This is a genomic window from Paraburkholderia rhynchosiae (assembly GCF_002879865.1).
Taxonomy (GTDB): Bacteria; Pseudomonadota; Gammaproteobacteria; order Burkholderiales; family Burkholderiaceae; genus Paraburkholderia; species Paraburkholderia rhynchosiae.
This window is the reverse complement of the sequence record NZ_PNXY01000062.1, coordinates 1-21,073: the sequence shown is the minus strand read 5'-3', so window position 1 is coordinate 21,073 and position 21,073 is coordinate 1. Positions and strand designations below refer to the sequence as shown.

The following is a 21,073-nucleotide window of genomic DNA, read 5'->3' as shown; positions in this document are numbered from 1 at the left end:
CTGCCGAGCCACGCCCACAGCCAACGCCACCTCGGCGCAGCCCTTGCCCGCCAGCAGCAGCCGACCCGCCTTCAATCGCTTCTTTGCTGCTTCGCTCAATCGCCTTTGCGCCATGCCAACTTGTCTCCGAGATCGCCCTGGAGACATAACGCTTGAGACGCTCAACGGTTGTCATGATTTACGGAAATATCAATAATAGCTGCTGATTGAAGCCGCTGATTAGCGGTCCGCCATATCAACCGCCGCCGCGCTGCAGCGTCGGGCCGCATAAACCCAATGCCGTGTTGATCACCGAAAGATGCGTCAAAGCCTGCGGGAAGTTGCCCGCCAGTTGTCGATGCTCGGTGTTGTACTGCTCGGCAAGCAGGCCGAGATCGTTCGCGATTGCAAGCACCCGTTCGAACTGTTCTCGCGCTTCGGCGTCGCGGCCCTGCATGTGCAGGCAATCGGCCATCCAGCACGAGCAGGCGAGAAAGACACCTTCGTTCGGCCCATTCGGTGACTTCTTGCGCCGGCGGATCAGGCCGTCGTCGGATAGTTCGCGGCGAATCGTGGCGATCGTCGACGCCATGCGCGGATCGTCAGCGGGTAAGAAGCCGACCAGCGGCATCAGCAGCAGGCTCCCGTCGAGCTCCTCGTCGCCGTAAGATTGCGTGAACGTGCCGAGGCCCTCGTTCCACGCTTCACGACAAATTTCGTCGTGGATAGTTTGACGCAGCGCTCGCCAACGCTCGTGGGGCTCAGGTTCCCCTGGGTGCGCATTGGTGGCACGATGCGCGATAAAGCGGTCAATGGCGACCCACGCCATCACGCGGGAATAGGTGTAGTGTCGCGGCGCCGAGCGCGATTCCCAGATGCCCGAGCCCGGTGTATTCCAGACCTGCGCGACATAGTCGACGATGCGCTTTTCGATGACGTCGTCATGGTTCGTTGAAGACAGGCCGCCGCGCCGGGCGACGTCGAGACAGTCGATGATCTCGCCGAGCACATCGACCTGATGCTGCGCGGCTGCCGCATTGCCGACGCGCACCGGCCGCGCGTATCGATAGCCCCGCAACCAGTCGACGGATCGCTCCGGCAGATGACGGTCGCCATCCACGCGATACATCACGCGAATGCCCTCGGGCGAGCCGGCGATGGTCCGCAAAAGCCAGTCGCGCCAGGCGCGCGCTTCCTTTTGAAACCCCGCATTGAGCAGAGCCACCAGCGCAAAACTCGTGTCGCGCAGCCAGCAATAGCGATAGTCCCAGTTCAGTTCGCCGGCGGGCGCTTCGGGCAACGACGTAGTCGGCGAGGCGACGATTGCACCGGTTCTGCGGTAGGTCAGTGCCTTGAGCGTAAGCAGCGAACGTCTGACGGCAGCCGGCCACGCGGTTCTGCTGTCGTCGAAACCGCCGATCCACTCGCGCCAATAACGCTGCGTGGCGACGAGGGCGGTTTCGGGATCGGGCGGCTGCGGCGCCGATTCGTGCGCGAGTCCGTGGCTCATGACAAAGGCGACGCGCGCGCCCGCCGCGACCTCGAATGAGGCCTCGATCGATTCGTCGTCAGGCTGCAGATCGACGTCCGCGCGCAGCACGACGAGGTCCGCGCCGACGCGAGCCTGCACCGTATCGTCGACGCAAGTGATCCACGGCGACAGCGCGCCATAGTCGAAACGCAGCCGGATCTGCGAGCGCATCTTCACTACGCCGCGCAATCCCTCGACGATGCGCACCAGCGAACTGGGACCGTTGCCAATAGGCATGAAATCGATCAGGCGCACCTCGCCGTCCCGCACGTCGAAATCGGTTTCCATCACGAGCGTGTCGGGCTGATAGCGGCGCGCGTGGCGCACGACCGCCCCCGTCGGTGCGATCGACCAGTAGCCGTTTCCCCGCGTGCCGAGCAGTGCGGCGAAGCACGCGCTGCCATCGAAACGCGGCCAGCACAGCCAGTCTATAGAGCCGCCGCGGCTAACCAGAGCGGCCGTTTCGCCGTCCCCGAGCAGCGCATAGTCCTCGATCGGGCGGCTCATATGCGCCAGCCCCGTCGTTTGATGACGAGGCGAAGCAAGCCGACCGCGCCGACGCCCGCCAGTCCCCAAAAAAGCGTCCGGTGACGGTCGGTGAACATTTCCCAGCTGTGTTCTCGCGCTTCTTCATCGAACCGGCCGTGCGCGCCATAGTCGCCCGGCACCGGGTCGAACAGATTCCCTGCGGCGTTGCCTTCGACCGGTTCGTCCGTGAGTTGGCCCGTGTAGCCGGCGCGCGCCAGATAGCGGTCGATCAGCGCGGGTGCGATTCGATTCGCAAGAATCGCTTTCACGGTCGAAAACCCGAGCCACACCTCCCGACGGCGATGCGTGGCCGCGAAGAATATCGCGCGCGCGGCGACTTCCGGCTGAAAAACCGGCGCGACAGGCCGCGCGCGTTTGCCCATCTTGTTCATCGCCCAGTCGAATTGCGGCGTGTTGATGGCGGGAAGCTCGACCATGGTCAGGTGAACCTTCAGGCCGTCGTGGATGATCTCGGAGCGCAGCGAGTCGGTGAAGCCGCGAATGGCAAACTTCGCGCCGCAATAGACAGATTGCAGCGGCACCGAGCGATAAGCCAGTGCCGAGCCGACATTCACGATCGTCCCGCGATTGCGCTCGCGCATCCGCGCAAGCGCGGCCATCATGCCGTGGACCTGTCCGAGATAGGTGACGCGCGTGCCTCGCTCCACATCCTCCGCCGTGAGAGACGACACCGGCGCGAACGCGGTGGCCATTGCGACATTGACCCAGACATCGATCGGCCCGAGCCTCTCTTCGACGCACGATGCCGCGGCATCGACAGCGTGCGCGTCCGCGACGTCGGTTGGAATGGCGAGCGTATCGACGCTGTAGGCGGCCCTTACCTCCGCAGCCGCGCGCTCGAGCCGCCTGGCGTCGCGTGACAGCAGGGCGACGGCATACCCGTGGCGCGCGAATTCGTCGACGGCCGCGCGGCCGACACCGGCGCCCGCACCGGTTATGACGGCGACTTTATGCATCGTCCAGATCCTTTTTCATCACAAATCTCCACGCGAGGAAAGCGCCTCGATCCTGTCGGCGGTACGCAACGCGATCGCCTGTATCGTCAGCGACGGATTCACGCCGCCCACCGTCGGAAAAACAGAGCCGTCGCAGATCCATAAATTGTCGATGTCCCAGCTCCGGCAGTCCGCATTGACGACGCTTGTCCGCGGATCGTCGCCCATGCGGGCGGTGCCATTCAAATGGCAGGTGTCGTCGGTTTCGCGCCAGACGTCGCGCGCGCCGGCCGCTTCGAGCGCGAGGCTCATGAAGTCGAGCGAATGCGCGACCAGGCGCTTGTCGTTATCGCATAGCGAATACGTCACGCGTGCAACGGGCAGCCCGTATTGATCCTTTTCGTCTGCGAGCGTCACGCGGTTGCGCTCCTGCGGCATCGTTTCCCCGACGATCTTCAGGCCGGCCTGGTGGTTGTACTTCTGCATCTCGTCGAGTAACGACTGGCCCCATAGCCCTCGTCCATTTTGCGTCGACGCCCACGCCACCGGCAACGGACCCTGACTCATGTAGCAATAGCCGCCGAAGAATTCCTTGCCTTTGTCCTCGTAGTTCCAGTGCTCGGTCAGCGCGAGCGAGGGGGGCCCCTTGTACCAGCGGATTTCTTCTTCCATCGTTCCCCACGCGGCCTGATTGGTTTGCACCATCAGATTCTTGCCGACGAGCCCCGAGCTATTGGCGAGGCCGTCTGGAAAGCGGTCTGTCGCAGACATGAGCAATAGACGCGGCGTTTCGATCGCATACCCCGCGACCACGACATTGCGCGCGCGCTGAAACTGCCATCGCCCTTCGCGGAAATATTCGACGCCACTTGCGCGGCCATCGTCGCCCACTGCGATGCGGCCGACCATCGCGAGGTCGCGAATTTCCGCGCCCGCGGCCACGGCGCGCGGTATCCACGTGACGAGCGCGCTTTGCTTCGCGTTGGTCGCGCAGCCGGACACGCAGAAGCCGCGGTAGACGCACGGATGCGCCTCGCCGCGTGGCGCGGAGACGGTTGCAAGCGGCGTAGGAGACCAGGCGATGCCGAGCGCTTCGCAGCCGCGCGCAAGCACGAGCGCAGCAGCGTTCATTTCATGCGCGCGATACGGATAGCGTGGCCGCTTCGGCCCCCATGGATAATTGACGGGCCCGGAGATCTTCAGCGCCTCTTCGACTTCCCCGTAGTAACGCCACATCTCGCGCCAATCGAGCGGCCAGTCCGCGCCGTAGCCGAGCATCGAGAGAGACTTGAACCATTCGGGCCGAAAGCGCAGCGAGACCATCGCGAAGTGGACGGTGCTGCCGCCGACTGCCTTGCCGCTATTGTTGTTGCCGAGCTTGAGCGGATTCTCGCCGTCGCAGATGCGATCGTCGGTCCAGAAGAGCTTGCCCTGATGCGTCTCGTCCGAAGCGAATTCTTCGAGCGGACGCCACCACGCGCCGGCATCGAAAGCCACGACTTTGAAGCCTTTCTGCGCGAGACGGCAGGCGAGCGTGCCGCCGCCCGCACCGGTGCCGACGATCGCGAAATCCACAGCTTCGTGCGTCGGATATTCGCGCATCGGCACCCACGCCCCGGGATGGAACACGTCGGGCGCGCGTCCGTTCTTGCCGCGCGGAGCGTGCTGCGCGTCGTGAGGCGAATCAGCGGACATGACGATTTTCCTTGCGCGCCTCGTCCTCCTGGCCGGGCTTCGCTTCAGCGGCTTCCCACGGATCGCGCCGGTTGAAATACATGCGTACGTAGCCACGCGGATTGGCGGGTCCGCCGAAACCGATTTCGCTCCACGCGTGCGGATGCGCGTAATACATGCCGCAGATATCGTGCAGTACGCGCTCGGCGAAGAAGACGGCGGGCGGCATGCCGCGCCATTCCATGCTGGTGAGCTTGCCTTGTTGCATGTCGACCAGAAGGGCGTGGCGCGCAGGGTCCTCGATGCTTGCAAACGGCAGCTCGTGGCGCGCCCGGCTCTCGGCATCGATAGCGTGTAGGCCGATGCGCCAGGCTTCGCGCATCGGCGGCAGGCGCGCGTCGCGATAGCCATCGCCGGTGTTTTTTTCGAGCCGCGCGTCGACGAGCGCGGCCACGGGCACCGCGGGCCGCTGCCGATCCTGTGGCACGATGCACGCGCATAGCGCAACTAGCGCCCGCCATTCGACGGCATCGAAAAAATGCGGATTTTGCGGCGTCGCAAGCCGTTCATCGATGACGTTGCGGGTGACATCGTCCCAGGAGGGCGTGTCGCGCTTCATCGTCACGTCGTAGCCGGGATAACGCGGCAGGGCAGTCATTTCTCTGTCTCCCGTAGTCGGAGCGCGGCGAGCCCAGCGAGCGCGAGCGCGGAGAAGCTTGGCGGTGCGGGCAAAGGCGGCCCGTTGAACAGGTTCTGACTCCAGTTCCGCCAGCCGCCCTGGGCGCGTGCGACACCGCGCGCATGAAAGCCGACGCCGATAAAGCCTAGCGCCGTCGTCACGCGCAGCCATAGCCGCGTGAACCAGTGTTCACGCGGGTGGGCGAGCGCGGCATCCACGAGCAGCGCCGAGGCGATCGGCGCAACGACGATCGGCGCATACATGGCCGGGTTCTGGAAGGAACCGCGAAAATGCAGCAATGCGACTTCGCCGAGGGTGCCGGCAATTCCCGCGCTCGTGACGAGCGCAAGCGCCTGGCCTGCCGGCATGCCAAAAAGGCACGGCTCGTGGGCGGGTTCATCGCGTAATCGCTCGGCGACCGCGCCGAGCGTGCCCGAAAGCAGCAGTGCCATCGGCGCGCCGATCGGGGCGGCATAGAAGAGGTTGTGCCAGCTCCATCCGCCTGGGCGCTTCGTGATGTTGTACAGGTGAAATCCCGTGCCGGCGATGCCCGCGAGGGCCGCGCCAGCATATATGGAATTGCGAACCGGATGACGCGCCGGCTGGCGGTCCGAACCGCCATGCAGTCCCGCGAAAAGCGCCAGCGTCGAGACGACGAGCGGCGTGTACATCGCGGGATTGTCGAACGAGCCTCGATAGTGTTCCGTCGCGCTGTCGGTGAGCACGGAAAGAGCGAGCAGCGCCGAGCTCCCATTGAACATGCGCGCCGTGTCGATGTGGGTGTGCACCGGCGAGCGCTGCGCCTTGCGTCCACCCGCACGCATGATCGCAATTCCCGCCACGGCGAGCCCGCAGCCAATGGCGATGTCGATTGTTCTGGTTTGCTTCGTCATCTTTCAGTCGATTATCGGCGTGTTAGACCGCATACCGGTGTGCGTCCGCATGCCTGAAATCGAGTCCGCAGCCGGGTCTCGACCAGTCCGGCGAGATCGCGCCGTCTTCGGCATGAGGCGCGCCGTCAAACAGCATCGACTCGATGCGGACGTGATCATGGAACCATTCCTGATGCCGCAAGCGAGGCGCGGCGCAAGCCACGTGCAGGTGCTGCGCGGGCGCGCAGTGCGCCGATAGCGGCACATGAAAGGCGTCGCACAGAGCCGCCACGCGCAGAAAGCCGGTGATGCCGCCGCAGCGGGTGACGTCTGCCTGGAGCACGTCGACGGCTTCCTGGCTCAGCAACACGCGGAAGTCGTCCTGCGTGTAACCGTATTCGCCTGCGGCCAGCTCCATTTGCGCGGGAAGAGCCTTGCGCAGGAAGGCCAACCCGGCGATATCGTCCGATGACACCGGTTCTTCGAACCACTCGACGCCGTATTGCGCGAACCGTTGTGCGTAGAAGAGCGCCTGCTTGCGATCCATGGCGCCATTCGCGTCGACGAAGAGGCCGGCTTCATCGCCGATCGCATCGCGCGCGACGGCCACTCGGTGCGGATCGCGCGATGGCTCGGTGCCGATTTTCATCTTGACCCAGCGACATCCGTCTTCGTGCACCCAGCCGGCAAGCTGATTGCGGATTTCGTCGTCAGTGTAGGTGGTGAAGCCGCCGCTGCCGTACAGCGGCACACGGCTGCGCACCGCGCCCAACAGACGCACGAGCGGCATGTCGAGCAGCCGTGCTTTCACGTCCCACAGTGCGCAGTCCAGAGCCGAGATGGCGGTGGCGGCGAACCCCGAGCGGCCGATGTTGCGTACGCGCTGTTGCATGCGCATCCAAAGCTCGCCGACGTTCCATGCGTCCTCGCCGACGAGCGCAGGTGCAAGCGTCGCTTCAATGAAGCTTGCCGTGCCCGCATCGTTATACGTGTAGCCAATGCCAGTCTTGCCCGCTGCGCTCACTTCCGCGACGACGAGCGTGGTCGCGCGCCAGGCAAACGTGCCGTCCGCTTCGGGGCGATCGGTGGGAATGGTATAGGCGCGGGCTCGTATCGTCTCCACTGGCGCGTCGCGTTTCGTCAGATGCATGGCGAGCTCGCTCAATTGTCCTTATGGCCCGGCAACACCGCGCCCAGCACCTGCCTGGCGGTATCGATGATGACGTTGCCTTCGTTGGGGTCGCCTTCGAACAGCGCCGTTGCGAAGGCTTTGGCCTGTTGCAGCGTGATATGCGGCGGCAGCGGCGGTACGTTTGGATCCGTCTTTACTTCGATCACCACAGGGCGGTCCGACGCGAGCGCTTCGTCCCATACGGCAGCCATGCGCTCTGCATCCTCGACATAAAAGCCCCGCAAGCCGATTAGCTCCGCGAACCGGTGATACGGCACGGACGGAAGATCTTGCGACGCTTCGAACTTGGGATCGCCGTTCATCACGCGCTGCTCCCACGTGACCTGATTCAGATCGTCGTTATGGAGCACCATGCAGATCCAGCGTGGGTCGTACCATTGCTTCCAGTACTTCGATACCGTGATGAGCTCGGCCATGTTGTTCATCTGCATCGCCCCATCGCCGACCAGCGCGATAACGGGCCGATCGGGATGCGCAAACTTCGCGGCGATCGCATAAGGAACGGCTGCGCCCATTGAAGCAAGTCCGCCGGACAGCGAGCACATCATGCCCCGCTTGACCTTGAGATCGCGCGCATACCAGTTCGCGCAGGACCCGGAATCACTCGTGACAATAGCGTTGGTCGGCACGCGCGGCGACAGCTCCCATACCGTGCGTTGCGGATTCATGCCGGTCGTTCCAGGCTCCAGCGCGCGCTTTTCCAGCTTCTGCCACCAGCCGCTCATCCAGCCTTCGATGTCCTTGCGCCATGCGCGATCCGTCTTCGGTTCGAGCAAAGGCAAAAGCGCGCGCAAGGTTTCGGCGCTATCGCCGACCAGGTTGACCTCCATCGGAAAGCGGATAGAAAGCATGTCCGCTTTGATGTCGATCTGCACGCCGCGCGCCGCGCCTTCCTTGGGCAGGAATTCCGAATATGGAAAGCCTGAACCGATCATCAGCAGCGTGTCGCATTCAGTCATCAGCTTGTAGCTCGGCTCCGTCCCGAGTAGCCCGATCGAGCCGGTGACGTAAGGCAGATCGTCGGGCATCGCGGCCTTGCCGAGCAGCGCCTTCGCGACGCCCGCACCGAGTTTTTCCGCGACCGCGATGACTTCATCCGTTGCCTGAAGCGCGCCCGCGCCGACAAGGATTGCCACCTTCCTGCCCGCGTTGAGCACATCAGCGGCCCGTTGAAGATCATCGGCATAGGGGACCACCTTCGGCGCGTGATATCCAATGCCCGAATGCAACGTGCCGTGCTTGCGTGGCGGCGGCTCGTACTTCAGTTCCTGCAAATCATTGGGTAGCACCAGCGCCGCGACTTTGCGCTCACCGAGCGCAGTACGAATAGCACGGTCGACGAGATGACGAACTTGGGCAGGCACGCTCGCCTGTTGGACGAAAGCGCCGGCGACATCCTTGAACATCGCGGGCAGATCGACTTCCTGCTGATAATGACCCCCAAGCGATGCACGGGCCTGCTGACCGGCAATGGCAAGCACGGGCATATGGTCCAGACGCGCGTCGTAGAGGCCGGTCAACAGGTGCGCGGCGCCCGGTCCCGATGTCGCCAGACACACCCCGAGCTCGCCGGTAAACTTGGCATGTGCGGACGCCATGAACGCGGCCATTTCTTCATGCCGTGTCTGAATGAATTCGATCTTGCCTTTCGCGCGATTCAACGCACCGAGAATGCCGTTGATGCCATCGCCCGGATACCCGTAGATACGGCGCACGCCCCAGGCATGGAGCCGGTCGACCAGGAAGTCGCCGACGGTAGTGGACATGGTTTGCTCCTCCGGTGCCGCGACGGGAGTCGCACTTTGTGCGAGCCGTTATGGCATGACGTGACGCAATCGTCATGCCGTCCAGGACGCTGGGCGGTGGCCGAGGGGCCTCTGATAAACGCCCCATTTTTGCAAGGATTCATTGGACGAAGCGCTACGCTGTGCGGCGCACCTGAAGCAGCAAACAACGTCGGAGCCGGACGATGCCGACGGCAGGTGTGACTTCTTCGGAGGCTCGTAAATTAAGTGCTCAGACGGTGACACGTTAGTGGACGACACAACTCCATTCTGAAGCGGCAAGCCAGGGAAAATTTTCAAGCGTTTTGAAAAAATATCGCGCCGTAACAGGGCTGTATTTGCGTTCAACCTGGGGCGACGTGAAAGGAGCTCGTCAGGCAGACATGCGGTAACGGGAATAACCGTTACTCCATGGAAGCGCGATTACCGAACCGTTGATCACAGGGCGCCTTGGGCGGCGGCCTCGCAGTGAGCCGGAGCTCCGCACCCGTGACAGGATAAAGACGATGAGACGCGCGTCCCGACGCGTCTCGTGAAGGCCCTTGCATTCAGCATCCGGAAGAGGGGGCAATTTCACCCAAAGAACCGGTCACGACATGGGGCACTGGGAGTCTGCGCGACTATGACTGCCGCAATCGGGCGGCGACCGTCGGGCATGTGCGTTGCACGATATTTTCGCGCGAGTCGTGGAGGGTGCGCCAGGGAGTTCGCTAAGGGGAGGGGTCATGCAGGCGATCGGAAAAACGCGATGGGCGATCGCGGAGGGCTATTTGCCACAGTACAGCACTGGCCATGGTCCCGACCTGACGAGCCACGAGGCGGCGTGCATTTTAAACGCCGGTGATCAGGACGCGCATATCGAGTTGACGATACTGTTCAAAGATCGCGATCCGGCGGGCCCGTACCAACTCACGGTACCTGCAAGGCGGACGCTGCATATGCGCTTTAACGACCTGAGCGAACCGGAGCGTATTCCGACCGGCACGGAGTACGCCAGCATATTTGAATCGGATGTGCCCGTAGTCGTGCAGCACACGCGCCTTGATTCGCGGCAGGCCGAATTGGCACTACTGTCCACAATCGCCTTTGCGAGTGATTGAAGTCTGGGGCGCGCCTGACAAACACTCTGCGTTTCCCGGACACTGTCTGCAAAGCACTATCCCTGTACTGTGTAAGCACAAGGTACGCGTCACTCCCTCCAGTCCTCAGACGGGCGCGAAGACATTGTCGACCGGTTCCGGTGCGCCGCCGTTGGCTGCGGAACGGTATCCCGCCTCGACGACAGCGATCGCATGCTCGGCCTCCCGCAAACCTGCAACGGGCAGACAACCGGTCGCGAGATCCGCCCAGCTGCGCCTTAAGAACACCGAATAAAACGCGTCCGTATTGTATTCGACGGTCGTGGCGCCCCCCGGCTGTTGGTTCCGCGCTTTGATGTAAAGCTGGTCGGCATAACCCCGGGCGTAGGAGGCGGTATGCGAGATGGAAAACGCGAAGTCTCGCTGATCCTCCGCTGTTGACGGATAGAGATAACCCGTTTCAACTACGCCGATTTGGCCCGCAGCGTTCCGGCATGTGAACACCGCTTGCTCCTCGACGGTCACATCGGGCCGATACGTTTGCATCTGCGCCGAGACCTGGGTGATAGGGCTGTTTGTAAGGGACGAAATCAGGTCAATGAAATGAACACCCACATTTAACGTGGACCCTCCACCTGCATGCCGTTTATCCAGCATCCAGCTGCACCCGCCGCGCTCATATCGAGCTACCGGGCCAACGATGAACCTGAACGCAAGATGCTGGAATCCCTCCGGCGTAAATCCATTCCCGGCCGAAAGACGGGTAGCCAGATCGCTCACGCGCATGATGAACGGAACACTGACGTACACGCTGTGCTTCTCAGAGAGTTGCCGAAGCTGGCGGACCTCCTGGAGATTAAGTCCGCAAGGCTTCTCAATGAGAAACGGAATGCCGCGGGTAATCAGCCGCTCCGCCAGTTCTGCCATCTCCGAGTGGCGGCTCAATACCAGGGCAAAGTCGAAATCCTCGTTGAGGAGATCTTCATTGGAGCCGTACAGCTTGCACTTGAGCTGGTCCGCGACTGTTGATCCAGCAAACGAGGCAGTATCTGAAATACCCACAACCTGGACACCAGAATCTCGCAACGCAGGGAGATAGAGGGGAAAGTGCCAGTGGCTGACGTCGAAAACAGCGATTCTCATAAGGGGCTCCACAGCAATGCGATCATCGGGGCCATCAATCCATGTAGGAGCCGCCATTCACACTGAGCGTCTCACCGAAGATATAGCTTGCATCATCTGGGGCGAGGAACGCGGCGGCCCGTGCAATCTCCTCGGGACGCCCGAGGCGGCCCGCGGGAATGTTAGAGATGGTTGTCGCCTTCATCTCGGGGCTCATCTCATCAGTGAGTTCCGTCGCGACGAGGCCTGGCGCGATTGCATTGACGTTGATGCCAAAGCGTGCCGCGTAGCGTGCGAGCGATTTTGTCAGGCCGATGATTCCAGCCTTGGCAGCGGTGTAATGTGCGTTGCCACCGAAGTCGCCGCGCTTGCCGGCCACTGAACTGACGTTGACGATCTTTCCGTACTTTTGCGCCTTCACCGACGTGAGAACGGCCTGGCAACAGAGGAACCAGCCCTTGAGATGGATGTTGATCATCCGATCCCATTTCTCCGGGCTCATCTCGGGAAAACTGACGAAGTCGCCAATTTACGTCATGATCATCCCCGATGTTGGTGGCTCGCGAGAACCTCGGAGCGCAGATGGTTTGCGAAGTCCTGCGAGTCGGCTGCTTCCATTGCCCCGACCATCGTCTCGGCGCGCAGGCGATCGTAGTCGCCTTTCGGGACGGGAACCGCGTTGGGGTCGCCGAGATCGTTGAGATGGATGCGATACGTCTCCCGCGTAGTGAAAGCGGCGATCGCGGCCACGACGCAGATGCCGAAAGTAAGGGCCCCGATCTTCAGCGGGATATTGGTGGAGCCGGGGGGCGCAACCGCGACGAAGAGCGCGGGGAGAAACGCGGTCAGCATCGTCCCGACGTTCTGCCCAATGGCCATTCCGGACACGCGCACCCGCGTGCGGAACAGTTCCGGGAAGAGGCTCGGGAACACGCCGTTGAAGCCCTGATAGGCGACGCCCCACATCAGCACCGAGAGAATCATTGCCAGCCACAGGTTATGGATGCTGATGGCGTACAGATAAACGAACGAGAGCAGTCCGGCGCTGAGCGTGCTGACAAGGACTGGCGGCCTGCGACCGATCTTGTCCGAGAGGTTGCCCACGTAGGGGATCAGAATCACCGCGCAGATGTTGCCGAGAACAGGAATCCATAGATACACGCCGGGAGGAAAGCCGATGCCGTACGCCGGCTGGACCGCGTACGCAGCGCCGAAGACGGAGGCGACAACGGCGATCACGGCAGTAAGCGCCATGCAGAGCACGCGCAGGATATCGCTCCAGCTCTGCCGGAGCACTTCGACGACCGGTGAGACGGGAACTTCGCCGTGTGCGCGCTCCTCGGTGAAGGCCGGGGTCTCGTCGACTTTGCGGCGAATGATGTAACCCATGACGACAACGACGATGCTGAGCAGGAACGGAATTCGCCAGCCCCAGGAGGTGAACTGGTCCTTGGGCATGAAATGCGCGAGAGGCAGGAAGATCGCTGCCGCGAGGAGCTGTCCGGCCTGCACCCCCTGGAGCGTGAAGCTCGCGAAGTAGCCGCGCCGGCCGAACGGTGCGTGTTCGAGGATCATCGAACTGGCGCCGGAGATCTCCCCGGCCACCGCGAAGCCCTGGACGAGGCGCAGAATCACGAGCAGCACCGGAGCCCAGATCCCGACCTGCTGATACGTCGGCAGCACCCCGACGGCCATTGTCGAGAAGCCCATGAGGAACATGCACAGGGTCAGCACCGTCTTGCGGCCGTGGCGGTCGCCCCAGTGTCCGAGGACGACGGCGCCCACGGGCCGGGCGATATAGCCGACACCGTAGGTCGCCAGCGATGCAATGATGCCGACCGTCGGGTTGTTCGACGGGAAGAAGAGCTGCGGGAACAGCAACGACGCTGCGGTCGCGTAGATGAAGAAGTCGTATTACTCCAGCGCCGAACCGATCCAGCCGCTAGCCGCGGCTTTCTTCGACTGGCGCTTGCCGCGGGGCTCAAGCGGGGTGTTCTGTTTCATGACTCGTCTCCGTTTTGATTGACTTTCTGTCGGTGTTTGTCTATTGTTGTAACACCGTTCCATTAAGAATCATGTTACGTCAATTATGAGAGTTGTCAAGGGTGCAGTTGATCGGTCGCTACAGGCGATCGAGTTGCTCGCAAGAGAAGCGCGATGGATGCGTATGTCAGACATTGCCGCCGAACTCGAGCTCGAAAAAGGGCCCGCCCACCGGGTGCTCGCGCAACTCTGCGAGCAGGGTTGGGCGGAACAGGACGAACAGACGTCCCAATACCGTCTGACATTGAAGCTGTCCTTGCTGGGCCAGCGGTACCTGCATGGGCTCGGTCTGCCGGGTCTGGTGCAGCCGATTCTCGACGGAGTCGCAGCCCAGTGTCGGGAGCTGGTCCGGTTGACGGTCGTCAACGAAGGAGCACTCGCGTGGCTGGCGTCGTCCCAGGGCGCGGCGCCCGGCCTGATGTATTCGCCGTCAATGGACAAGCCCATCGTCTTGCATGCCACGGCAAACGGCAAGGTATGGCTGTCGACCATGTCCAACGACGAGGCGATTGAATGCGCGTTGCGCGGTGGACTCGGCAAAGCGTCCGCCAGTGGCGCCTGTGCGCCGAAGGCAATCACCAGCGTCGAGCAGTTGATTCCGGAACTGGAGCGGACCAGACAGCGTGGTTACGGGCTTGTCGTTGAAGAGGCCGAGCCGGGCGTCGTGGCTCTGGCTGTGCCGGTGCGTACGCTGACTGACGGTGCGGTGGTCGGCACAATGAGTATTGCGGGACCTGTGATGCGGGTTCAGCCGGAGCGTTACGACGCCTTTTACGCGCTACTGCAGGAAGCGTCCGCGAAGCTGGGTGCCGTCTGGCCGCGCCAGAGCGTCGCTGCCCATGCGAGCGAGGCGGCATGAACGCGCCGGGCGCAGCTCAGGCTCTCGAGCGACTCACCGCGTTCGATGAACACGCAGCACGTATCCTCGTCGCGGCGCGCCGGCAAGGCGCGCTCGCGGAGCGCCTTGCCGTCGAACTGAGGCCCGTGAATCTGGACGAGGGTTTCGCGATCCAGCAACAGGTCGGCGATCAGATCGGCCAGCAGGCTGGCGCGTGGAAATGCGCGCTGCCGCCGGCGGGCAAAATCATCGCCGCACCAATCTATGACGCTGTCATCCATCGAGGCGCCCAATGCCGCATTCCCGCCGTGCCTGGGCAGTCCTCGGTAAGGGCAGAGCCTGAACTCGCCTGTTTGCTGGCTCGCGATCTGCCGCCGCGGCGTGAAGCGTATGGCGAAGCCGAGGTGCTCGACGCTCTGGGGAATGTTCACCTCGCGCTCGAACTGCTGGGCAGTCGCTATGCGCATCCAGAATCGCTGACGTTTCCCGAATTGCTGGCAGACGGTCTGTTCAACGCCGGTCTTGTCATTGGGCCGCGCGTTCAATTGCGCGATGGCGCGACGCCGGCCGATCTCCCGGTCGAATTCACCGTCAGTCTGACTCGCGCCGGACACGACACGGTCAGTTTTGCTGGCCGCCATCCCGATCGCAGCGTGCTCGCGCCGATCGTGTGGCTCGTCAATTTTCTCCGCGTCCGCGGCCTTGGATTGCATGCCGGCCAGGCGGTGATCACGGGCTCTTACGCGGGCGTGCTCGAGTTGCCGATCGGCAGTGAGTTGCATATCGGCTTCGGTGATCTCGGCACGTTGCCGATACTTTTTTGTCTTGATAGGAGTGTTCACATGCGTCTCGTCCGTTTCGGCCAGCCTGGTCAGGAGCATCCCGGTGTCATCGATTCAAGCGGCGCGATCCGCGATCTGACCGGCGTCGTCGACGACATCGACGGAACAACGGTTTCGCCTGCGGCCCTTGCGAAGCTGAGCGAACTCGATCTGAATCGTCTGCCCGTCGTGGAAGCGGGCACGCGCCTTGGCGCCTGTATCGGCAATGTCCGTAACCTCGTGTGCATTGGTCTGAACTACACCGACCATGCCGCTGAAACCGATACGCCGATCCCGCGGGAACCAGTCGTGTTCAACAAGCATACGGGTTCGATCAGTGGTCCGAACGATCCGGTCATCTTGCCGGCAGACGCGCAAAAGCTGGATTGGGAGGTCGAACTTGGCGTGGTAATTGGGAAACCCGCCTGGCAGATCCATGAAGCCAGCGCGCTCGATCATGTGGCGGGTTACTGCCTTGCCAATGACGTTTCCGAACGCGCGTATCAGCTCGAACGCGAAGGCCAGTGGACCAAGGGCAAAAGCGGCTTCTCTTTTGCGCCGCTCGGCCCGTGGCTCGTAACGCGTGATGAAGTGCCCGACCCGCAGGTGCTCGACCTGTGGCTCGACGTCAACGGCACACGTCGTCAGACGGGCAACACACGCACGATGATCTTTAACGTCGCGCATATCGTGGCGTATCTCAGCCGCTTCATGCCACTGATGGCTGGCGACGTCATCATTACCGGGACGCCTCCCGGCGTCGGTCTCGGTCAGAAGCCTCCCGTCTTTCTGAAAGCGGGCGACACCATGACCCTCGGCGGCAGCGGACTCGGCGAGCAGAGCCAGAAGGTGGTGCCGTACGCCGATTCGCTTGGCGCGGCATGGGGCCGCGGCGAATATCCGTTGGCACGATAAAACAATCCGATCTGTAGGAGGAGGAGATATGAGCCTTGCTGGAACTGGCGTCGTCGCAATCTGGCATGACCTGCTGCCGGAAGCGAAGGATGAATTCTACGAGTGGCATAACCGCGAGCACATGCCGGAACGCGCCGGGATTCCGGGGTTCAGGCGCGGCCGGCGCTACATTGCGCTGGACGCGGGCCCCGAATACTTCAATCTGTATGAAGCCGACACCGTGGAGGTGCTCGGCGCGCAGGACTACCTGCTTCGGCTGAATTCGCCGACGCCGTGGACGAAGCAGGTCGTCCCGTCGTTTCGCGGCGTGGCCCGCTCGATCTGCCATGTGGCGTATTCGGACGGCGTGGGGCAGGGCGCCAATCTCATGACGGTGCGCTTCGACGTGCCTTCAGCGGCGCGGGCCGATGTCGTGAAGGGATTGCGTCAACAGGTCTTGCCGCCGCTCGCCGACCGGCCCGGCATCACGGGCGTGCACCTGTGTCTGGCCGATGAGGCCGTCAGCAAGGTCGAAACGGCTGAGAAGAAGGCGCGTTCGGAAGGCACCCAGGTGCCGACATGGATCGTGATGATCGAAGGATGCCGCGCGGACTATGTCCGCACCGCAGTGGACGCTTTCATTGCCGGGCTCACTGCTTTGCCCGGGGCCGCTGCGGTTGCGCCGGACTCCACGCTCTATCAACTCGAGTACACGCGCTGCAAGACGCCGTGGAGCGCTGGCTGAAACGTCGCTTGAACACGGCTGCACGGCGGCGTCACGCGACGCGGCGCGGCCGGCCCTGAAACTGTTCTCACGCATTGAGAAACGAAGGAGTAGTCCCATGTCGTCCCCTGTTGCGAGCACGTCCGTCGCATCGACCGCGGTCAGACCGGTTCGCGTCATTCGACTCAATTCCGCTGACGATGTCGTCATCGCCCTTGATCAGCTCATGTCCGGCACCGTGCTGGATGGGGAAGCGGTGACGGTCTCGGGATTGATCCCGCCCGGTCACAAAGTGGCGACACGCGACATCGGCGAAGGTGAAGCGGTGCACCGTTATGGCCAGATCATCGGTTTTGCGAGTCAGCCGATCCGCGCGGGGCAGCACGTTCATACTCATAATCTCGCGATGGGCGAATTCGCCCGTGACTACGCATTCAGTCAGGGCGTACATGCCACTGTCCCGTCAGCTGAGTCCGCGACATTTCGCGGGATTGTGCGTGAAGACGGTCGTGTGGCAACGCGCAATTACATCGGCATCCTTACCTCGGTGAATTGCTCGGCGACGGTCGCGCGAGCCATTTCCGATCATTTCCGCCGCGACATTCATCCGGAAGCGCTGGCCGCGTTTCCGAACGTCGATGGCGTCGTCGCGCTCACCCATGGTTCGGGTTGCGCCATCGATTCCGAAGGCGACGGTCTCGCGATCCTGCAGCGCACGCTTGGCGGCTATGCGTGCCATCCCAACTTCGCGAGCGTGCTGGTTATCGGCCTGGGCTGTGAAACGAATCAGATTTCGCGGCTGCTCGAAACCCAGGGGCTCAGAGAACACGACCGCTTGCGAACCTTCACGATCCAGGACACCGGTGGCACGACCCTGACAATTGCAAAGGGTATCGAACAGGTCCGGCAGATGTTGCCCGGCGCGAATGACGTTAAGCGGGAAACGGTTTCGGCAAGTCATCTCACCATCGGCCTTCAATGCGGCGGGTCGGACGGATATTCGGGCATCACGGCCAATCCCGTGCTGGGCGCAGCCGTCGATTTGCTCGTGCGGCACGGCGGTACTGCGATTCTCTCGGAGACGCCAGAGATTTATGGCGCGGAGCACCTGCTGACCCGCCGCGCGGTAACGGCCGAAGTGGGACAGAAGCTGGTCGATCGCATCAGGTGGTGGGAAGCATACGCGCAGCGGCAAGGGGCGCAGATCAACAACAATCCGTCGGCGGGCAATAAGGCCGGCGGTTTGACGACCGTCCTCGAGAAGTCGTTGGGCGGCATCGCAAAGGCAGGCTCGACGAACCTTGTCGAGGTGTACGAATACGCTCAGCCGGTTAAGGCGCGCGGTCTGGTGTTCATGGACACGCCTGGCTACGACCCCGTGTCGGCTACCGGCCAGGTTGCCGGCGGTGCGAACCTGATCTGCTTCACGACGGGACGCGGTTCGGCTTACGGCTGCGCGCCCTCGCCGTCGGTAAAGCTCGCGACAAACACCGCACTGTGGCAACGTCAGTCCGACGATATGGACCTGAACTGCGGAGAAGTGCTGGAAGGCAGCACAACGATCGAGCAACTTGGCGCAGTCCTGTTCGAACTGCTGCTCGACGTGGCCTCGGGGAAACGTTCCCGCAGCGAGCAGCACGGTTACGGACAAAACGAATTCGTCCCTTGGCAAATCAGCGCAATTATGTGAGCCGCCGGTGTCCGGCATAAGTAGAGCATGCACCGCACGGATGCTCGGCAATAACCCATACCACGTGGGAGAACGATAGATGCCATTGAATGACCGATCCGCGCTGCCTGACGATCTGGAGCAGGCTGTGCTCGTGGGGCGCGCGTGGTGCCCTGATATCGCCGCGCCGCGTCCTGTTGCTGTTATCGGTGGCGAACTGGTGGATGTGTCGTCGTTCGCACTGACGACCAGCACGCTGCTCGAGCAGCCAGGAATCGGCCTCCGGCTGAAGGAGGCTGCCGCGAACCTGCCGAGACTTGCGACACTGGACCAGGTTCTTGCCAATTCCGCCTTCGATCGACGCGATCCGTCCACCCCCTGGTTTGTCGCGCCATGTGATCTGCAGGCGGTCAAGGCGAGCGGCGTGACGTTCGTCGAAAGCCTTCTGGAGCGGGTAATCGAGGAGCGCTCGGGAGGCGACGCGAGCCGGGCCGACGAAGTGCGCGCGCGTGTCATGTCCGTGCTGGGCGATCGGCTCGCAAGCGTTCGCCCGGGGTCTGCGGAAGCCGAGGCGGTGCGCCACGTACTTATTCACGAAGGAATGTGGTCTCAGTATCTGGAAGTCGGCATTGGTCCGGATGCGGAGATTTTCACGAAAGCGCAGCCCATGTCCGCCGTCGGCACCGGCAGCGAAATCGGAATTCATGAAAATTCGCAGTGGAACAATCCGGAGCCGGAGATCGTGCTGGCCGTGACCAGCCGGGCGGAAGTTGTCGGCGCCGCGCTTGGGAACGACGTCAATCTTCGAGACTTCGAAGGACGCAGTGCCCTGCTGCTCGGCAAGGCGAAGGATAACAACGCGTCGGCCTCCATTGGCCCGTTCATTCGCCTCTTCGACAGTACATTCGGTCTGGATGATGTTCGGGCCGCGGAGCTTTCGCTGCGTGTCGAAGGAACAGATGGCTATGTTCTGACAGGGGCGAGTTCCATGAAACGCATCAGCCGGGACCCGTCAGAACTCGTTGCGCAAGCGATGGGCGCTCACCATCAATACCCCGACGGAATGATGCTTTACCTTGGAACATTGTTTGCCCCGACCGCAGATCGTAGCGTGCCTGGGCAAGGATTCACGCATCAGATTGGCGACACGGTGAGAATATCGAGTCCGCGATTCGGTGCGCTCGTCAACACGGTCAACTATTCGCATCGCATTGCGCCGTGGGAGTTTGGAGTGGGTGCGTTGCTCGCTGACATTCTTCGCCGGCATAGCGGGCAAGCGAAGTCGTAGCCGCTTCATTGCCCGCGTGTCCGCTGATACCTCATGACTGTCAGCGGACACGCTTGCCGCTAAATATACAGCCTTGTTTGAGAATTTAGTTATGCGAATTGAAGGAAAGATGTTGATAGGTGACAGAACTGTTCTGGGCACGAACGGTTCTATCCGTGCGATCGGTGCGGCAACCGGGGAGGTGCTCGAGCCGCCGTTCGGCGGTGCTGCCCCTGCCGACCTCGAATGCGCCTGCGCGCTTGCCTGGTCGGCATTCGACACCTACCGGGAGAGTTCGCTCACGGCCAGAGCGGAGTTTCTCGAGGCGATTGCGCAGAACATCCTGGATTTGGGGGATTGCCTGATCGAGCGCTGCGTTGCGGAAAGCGGCCTGCCGCGTGCGCGACTCGAGGGCGAGCGCGGCCGCACGGTAGGCCAGTTGCGGATGTTTGCCGCTGTGGTGCGTCAAGGAGACTTTCTCGGTGTTCGCATCGACCCTGCCGATCGGGACAGGAAGCCGCTTGCTCGCGTGGATCTGCGCCTGCGCTTTGTACCACTTGGACCCGTGGCGGTTTTCGGTGCGAGCAATTTCCCACTGGCGTTTTCGGTGGCCGGCGGAGATACGGCGTCGGCGCTGGCGGCAGGCTGCCCGGTGATCGTCAAGGCGCATCCGGCGCACCCGGGAACGTCCGAACTTGCCGCGCTCGCGGTGCAGAAGGCGGTTCGAGATTGCGGCATGCCTGAGGGTACATTCTCACTTCTCTTTGACAGTGGGCGGGACATTGCGCAGCGTCTTGTCGGCGATCACCGGATCAAGGCAGTCGGCTTCACCGGCTCGCGCAGTGGCGGAACAGCGCTCACGAAACTCGCAGCCCAGCGCCCGGAGCCGATTCCGGTCTACGCCGAGATGAGCAGTGTCAATCCGGTTTTGCTGTTCCCCGCCGCGCTGGCAAATCGCGCCGAGGCAATCGGTCGGACCTTCGCCGCGTCGCTCACGCTCGGTGCTGGCCAGTTCTGTACCAATCCGGGTCTGATTCTCGCGGTGGACTCGCCCGATCTGGACCGGTTCATCGAAGCCGCTGCCGCCGGACTGGCTGATGCGCCGGCGGCCACCATGCTGACGCCCGACATCCGGAAGGCTTACGAAACGGCCGTTGCCAGAACGGCAGCGCACGATGCAGTCAAGATGGCAGCGCGCGGCGCGGAGTCGAAAAGTGCACACGAGGCGCAGGCAGCATTGTTCACCACCACGGCTGACGCCTTCATTCGCCACGCAGAACTGCATGAAGAGACACCCATTAGCCGGCCGGAGTCAAGGGTAAAGGAAGTACGCCGCAATCAGTTGCGTCACTTCACAGCTAGTACAGCGCGCCACCTTCATTCGTGCAAACACTAATCGCGTCCATTTTCTCACTCGTTGG

At 62.6% G+C, this 21,073-nt stretch carries 15 protein-coding genes and 3 pseudogenes; 7 read left to right on the top strand and 11 right to left on the bottom strand.

All coding sequences use genetic code 11. The features are described from left to right. The 8 genes and pseudogenes from C0Z16_RS39195 to C0Z16_RS35650 all read right to left on the bottom strand — a co-directional run. Positions 1 to 114, bottom strand: a pseudogene (locus C0Z16_RS39195) (IS630-like element ISCARN39 family transposase); the annotation flags it as partial. A 121-nt stretch (positions 115 to 235) separates the two neighbouring features. Then, a complete protein-coding gene (locus tag C0Z16_RS35680; protein WP_102636671.1) occupies positions 236 to 2,017 on the bottom strand; it encodes a glycoside hydrolase family 15 protein in 1,782 nt (593 codons plus the stop codon). Next, a complete protein-coding gene (locus C0Z16_RS35675) occupies positions 2,014 to 3,015 on the bottom strand; it encodes an SDR family oxidoreductase (RefSeq protein ID WP_102636670.1) in 1,002 nt (333 codons plus the stop codon). The genes C0Z16_RS35680 and C0Z16_RS35675 overlap by 4 nt, the downstream gene beginning before the upstream one ends. 18 nt (positions 3,016 to 3,033) lie before the next feature. Continuing rightward, positions 3,034 to 4,689: a GMC family oxidoreductase gene (locus C0Z16_RS35670; RefSeq protein ID WP_102636669.1), complete on the bottom strand. Its 1,656-nt coding sequence runs from the start codon at positions 4,687 to 4,689 to the stop codon at positions 3,034 to 3,036. After that, positions 4,679 to 5,326 carry a gluconate 2-dehydrogenase subunit 3 family protein gene (locus tag C0Z16_RS35665; RefSeq protein ID WP_102636668.1) on the bottom strand — a complete coding sequence of 216 codons (648 nt, stop codon included), beginning with the start codon at positions 5,324 to 5,326 and terminating at the stop codon, positions 4,679 to 4,681. Before C0Z16_RS35665 ends, C0Z16_RS35670 begins: the two co-directional genes overlap by 11 nt. After that, the gene (locus C0Z16_RS35660) at positions 5,323 to 6,240 is read right to left on the bottom strand and encodes a hypothetical protein (protein WP_102636667.1); all 918 of its coding nucleotides are present in this window, start codon (positions 6,238 to 6,240) and stop codon (positions 5,323 to 5,325) included. Before C0Z16_RS35660 ends, C0Z16_RS35665 begins: the two co-directional genes overlap by 4 nt. A 22-nt stretch (positions 6,241 to 6,262) precedes the next feature. After that, positions 6,263 to 7,369: an enolase C-terminal domain-like protein gene (locus tag C0Z16_RS35655; protein ID WP_102636666.1), complete on the bottom strand. Its 1,107-nt coding sequence runs from the start codon at positions 7,367 to 7,369 to the stop codon at positions 6,263 to 6,265. Positions 7,370 to 7,380: 11 nt separating this feature from the next. Beyond that, entirely contained in the window at positions 7,381 to 9,177 is a 1,797-nt protein-coding gene (locus C0Z16_RS35650) for a thiamine pyrophosphate-requiring protein (RefSeq protein ID WP_102636665.1), read from the bottom strand. A gap of 743 nt (positions 9,178 to 9,920) precedes the next feature. Here C0Z16_RS35650 and C0Z16_RS35645 point away from each other — a divergent pair. Further along, positions 9,921 to 10,295 (top strand): sensory rhodopsin transducer, encoded by a 375-nt coding sequence (locus tag C0Z16_RS35645; RefSeq protein ID WP_102636664.1) that lies wholly within the window; start codon positions 9,921 to 9,923, stop codon positions 10,293 to 10,295. Positions 10,296 to 10,400: 105 nt separating this feature from the next. Here the strand turns inward: C0Z16_RS35645 and C0Z16_RS35640 are convergent, their stop codons facing one another. From C0Z16_RS35640 to C0Z16_RS35630, 3 genes and pseudogenes are all read right to left on the bottom strand, one after another. Beyond that, positions 10,401 to 11,417: a Gfo/Idh/MocA family protein gene (locus C0Z16_RS35640; protein ID WP_158244575.1), complete on the bottom strand. Its 1,017-nt coding sequence runs from the start codon at positions 11,415 to 11,417 to the stop codon at positions 10,401 to 10,403. Between the two features lie 34 nt (positions 11,418 to 11,451). Beyond that, positions 11,452 to 11,925, bottom strand: a complete 474-nt coding sequence (locus tag C0Z16_RS35635; RefSeq protein WP_279635101.1) for an SDR family oxidoreductase — start codon at positions 11,923 to 11,925, stop codon at positions 11,452 to 11,454. An 11-nt stretch (positions 11,926 to 11,936) separates the two neighbouring features. Then, positions 11,937 to 13,400 (bottom strand): annotated as a pseudogene (locus tag C0Z16_RS35630) (MFS transporter). Between the two features lie 85 nt (positions 13,401 to 13,485). Between C0Z16_RS35630 and C0Z16_RS35625 the strand changes: the two are divergent. From C0Z16_RS35625 to C0Z16_RS35595, 6 genes and pseudogenes are all read left to right on the top strand, one after another. Then, positions 13,486 to 14,298 carry an IclR family transcriptional regulator gene (locus C0Z16_RS35625; RefSeq protein WP_102636661.1) on the top strand — a complete coding sequence of 271 codons (813 nt, stop codon included), beginning with the start codon at positions 13,486 to 13,488 and terminating at the stop codon, positions 14,296 to 14,298. 821 nt (positions 14,299 to 15,119) lie between these two features. Next, positions 15,120 to 16,013, top strand: a complete 894-nt coding sequence (locus C0Z16_RS35615) for a fumarylacetoacetate hydrolase family protein (protein ID WP_102636672.1) — start codon at positions 15,120 to 15,122, stop codon at positions 16,011 to 16,013. 28 nt (positions 16,014 to 16,041) lie between these two features. Next, entirely contained in the window at positions 16,042 to 16,737 is a 696-nt protein-coding gene (locus tag C0Z16_RS35610; protein WP_102636660.1) for a hypothetical protein, read from the top strand. Positions 16,738 to 16,834: 97 nt separating this feature from the next. Further along, positions 16,835 to 18,406 carry a UxaA family hydrolase gene (locus C0Z16_RS35605; protein ID WP_102636659.1) on the top strand — a complete coding sequence of 524 codons (1,572 nt, stop codon included), beginning with the start codon at positions 16,835 to 16,837 and terminating at the stop codon, positions 18,404 to 18,406. Positions 18,407 to 18,485: 79 nt separating this feature from the next. Beyond that, positions 18,486 to 19,673, top strand: a complete 1,188-nt coding sequence (locus C0Z16_RS35600) for a fumarylacetoacetate hydrolase family protein (RefSeq protein WP_102636658.1) — start codon at positions 18,486 to 18,488, stop codon at positions 19,671 to 19,673. 91 nt (positions 19,674 to 19,764) lie between these two features. Continuing rightward, a pseudogene (locus tag C0Z16_RS35595) lies at positions 19,765 to 20,943 on the top strand (aldehyde dehydrogenase (NADP(+))); the annotation flags it as partial. Between the last annotated feature and the right edge of the window lie 130 nt (positions 20,944 to 21,073).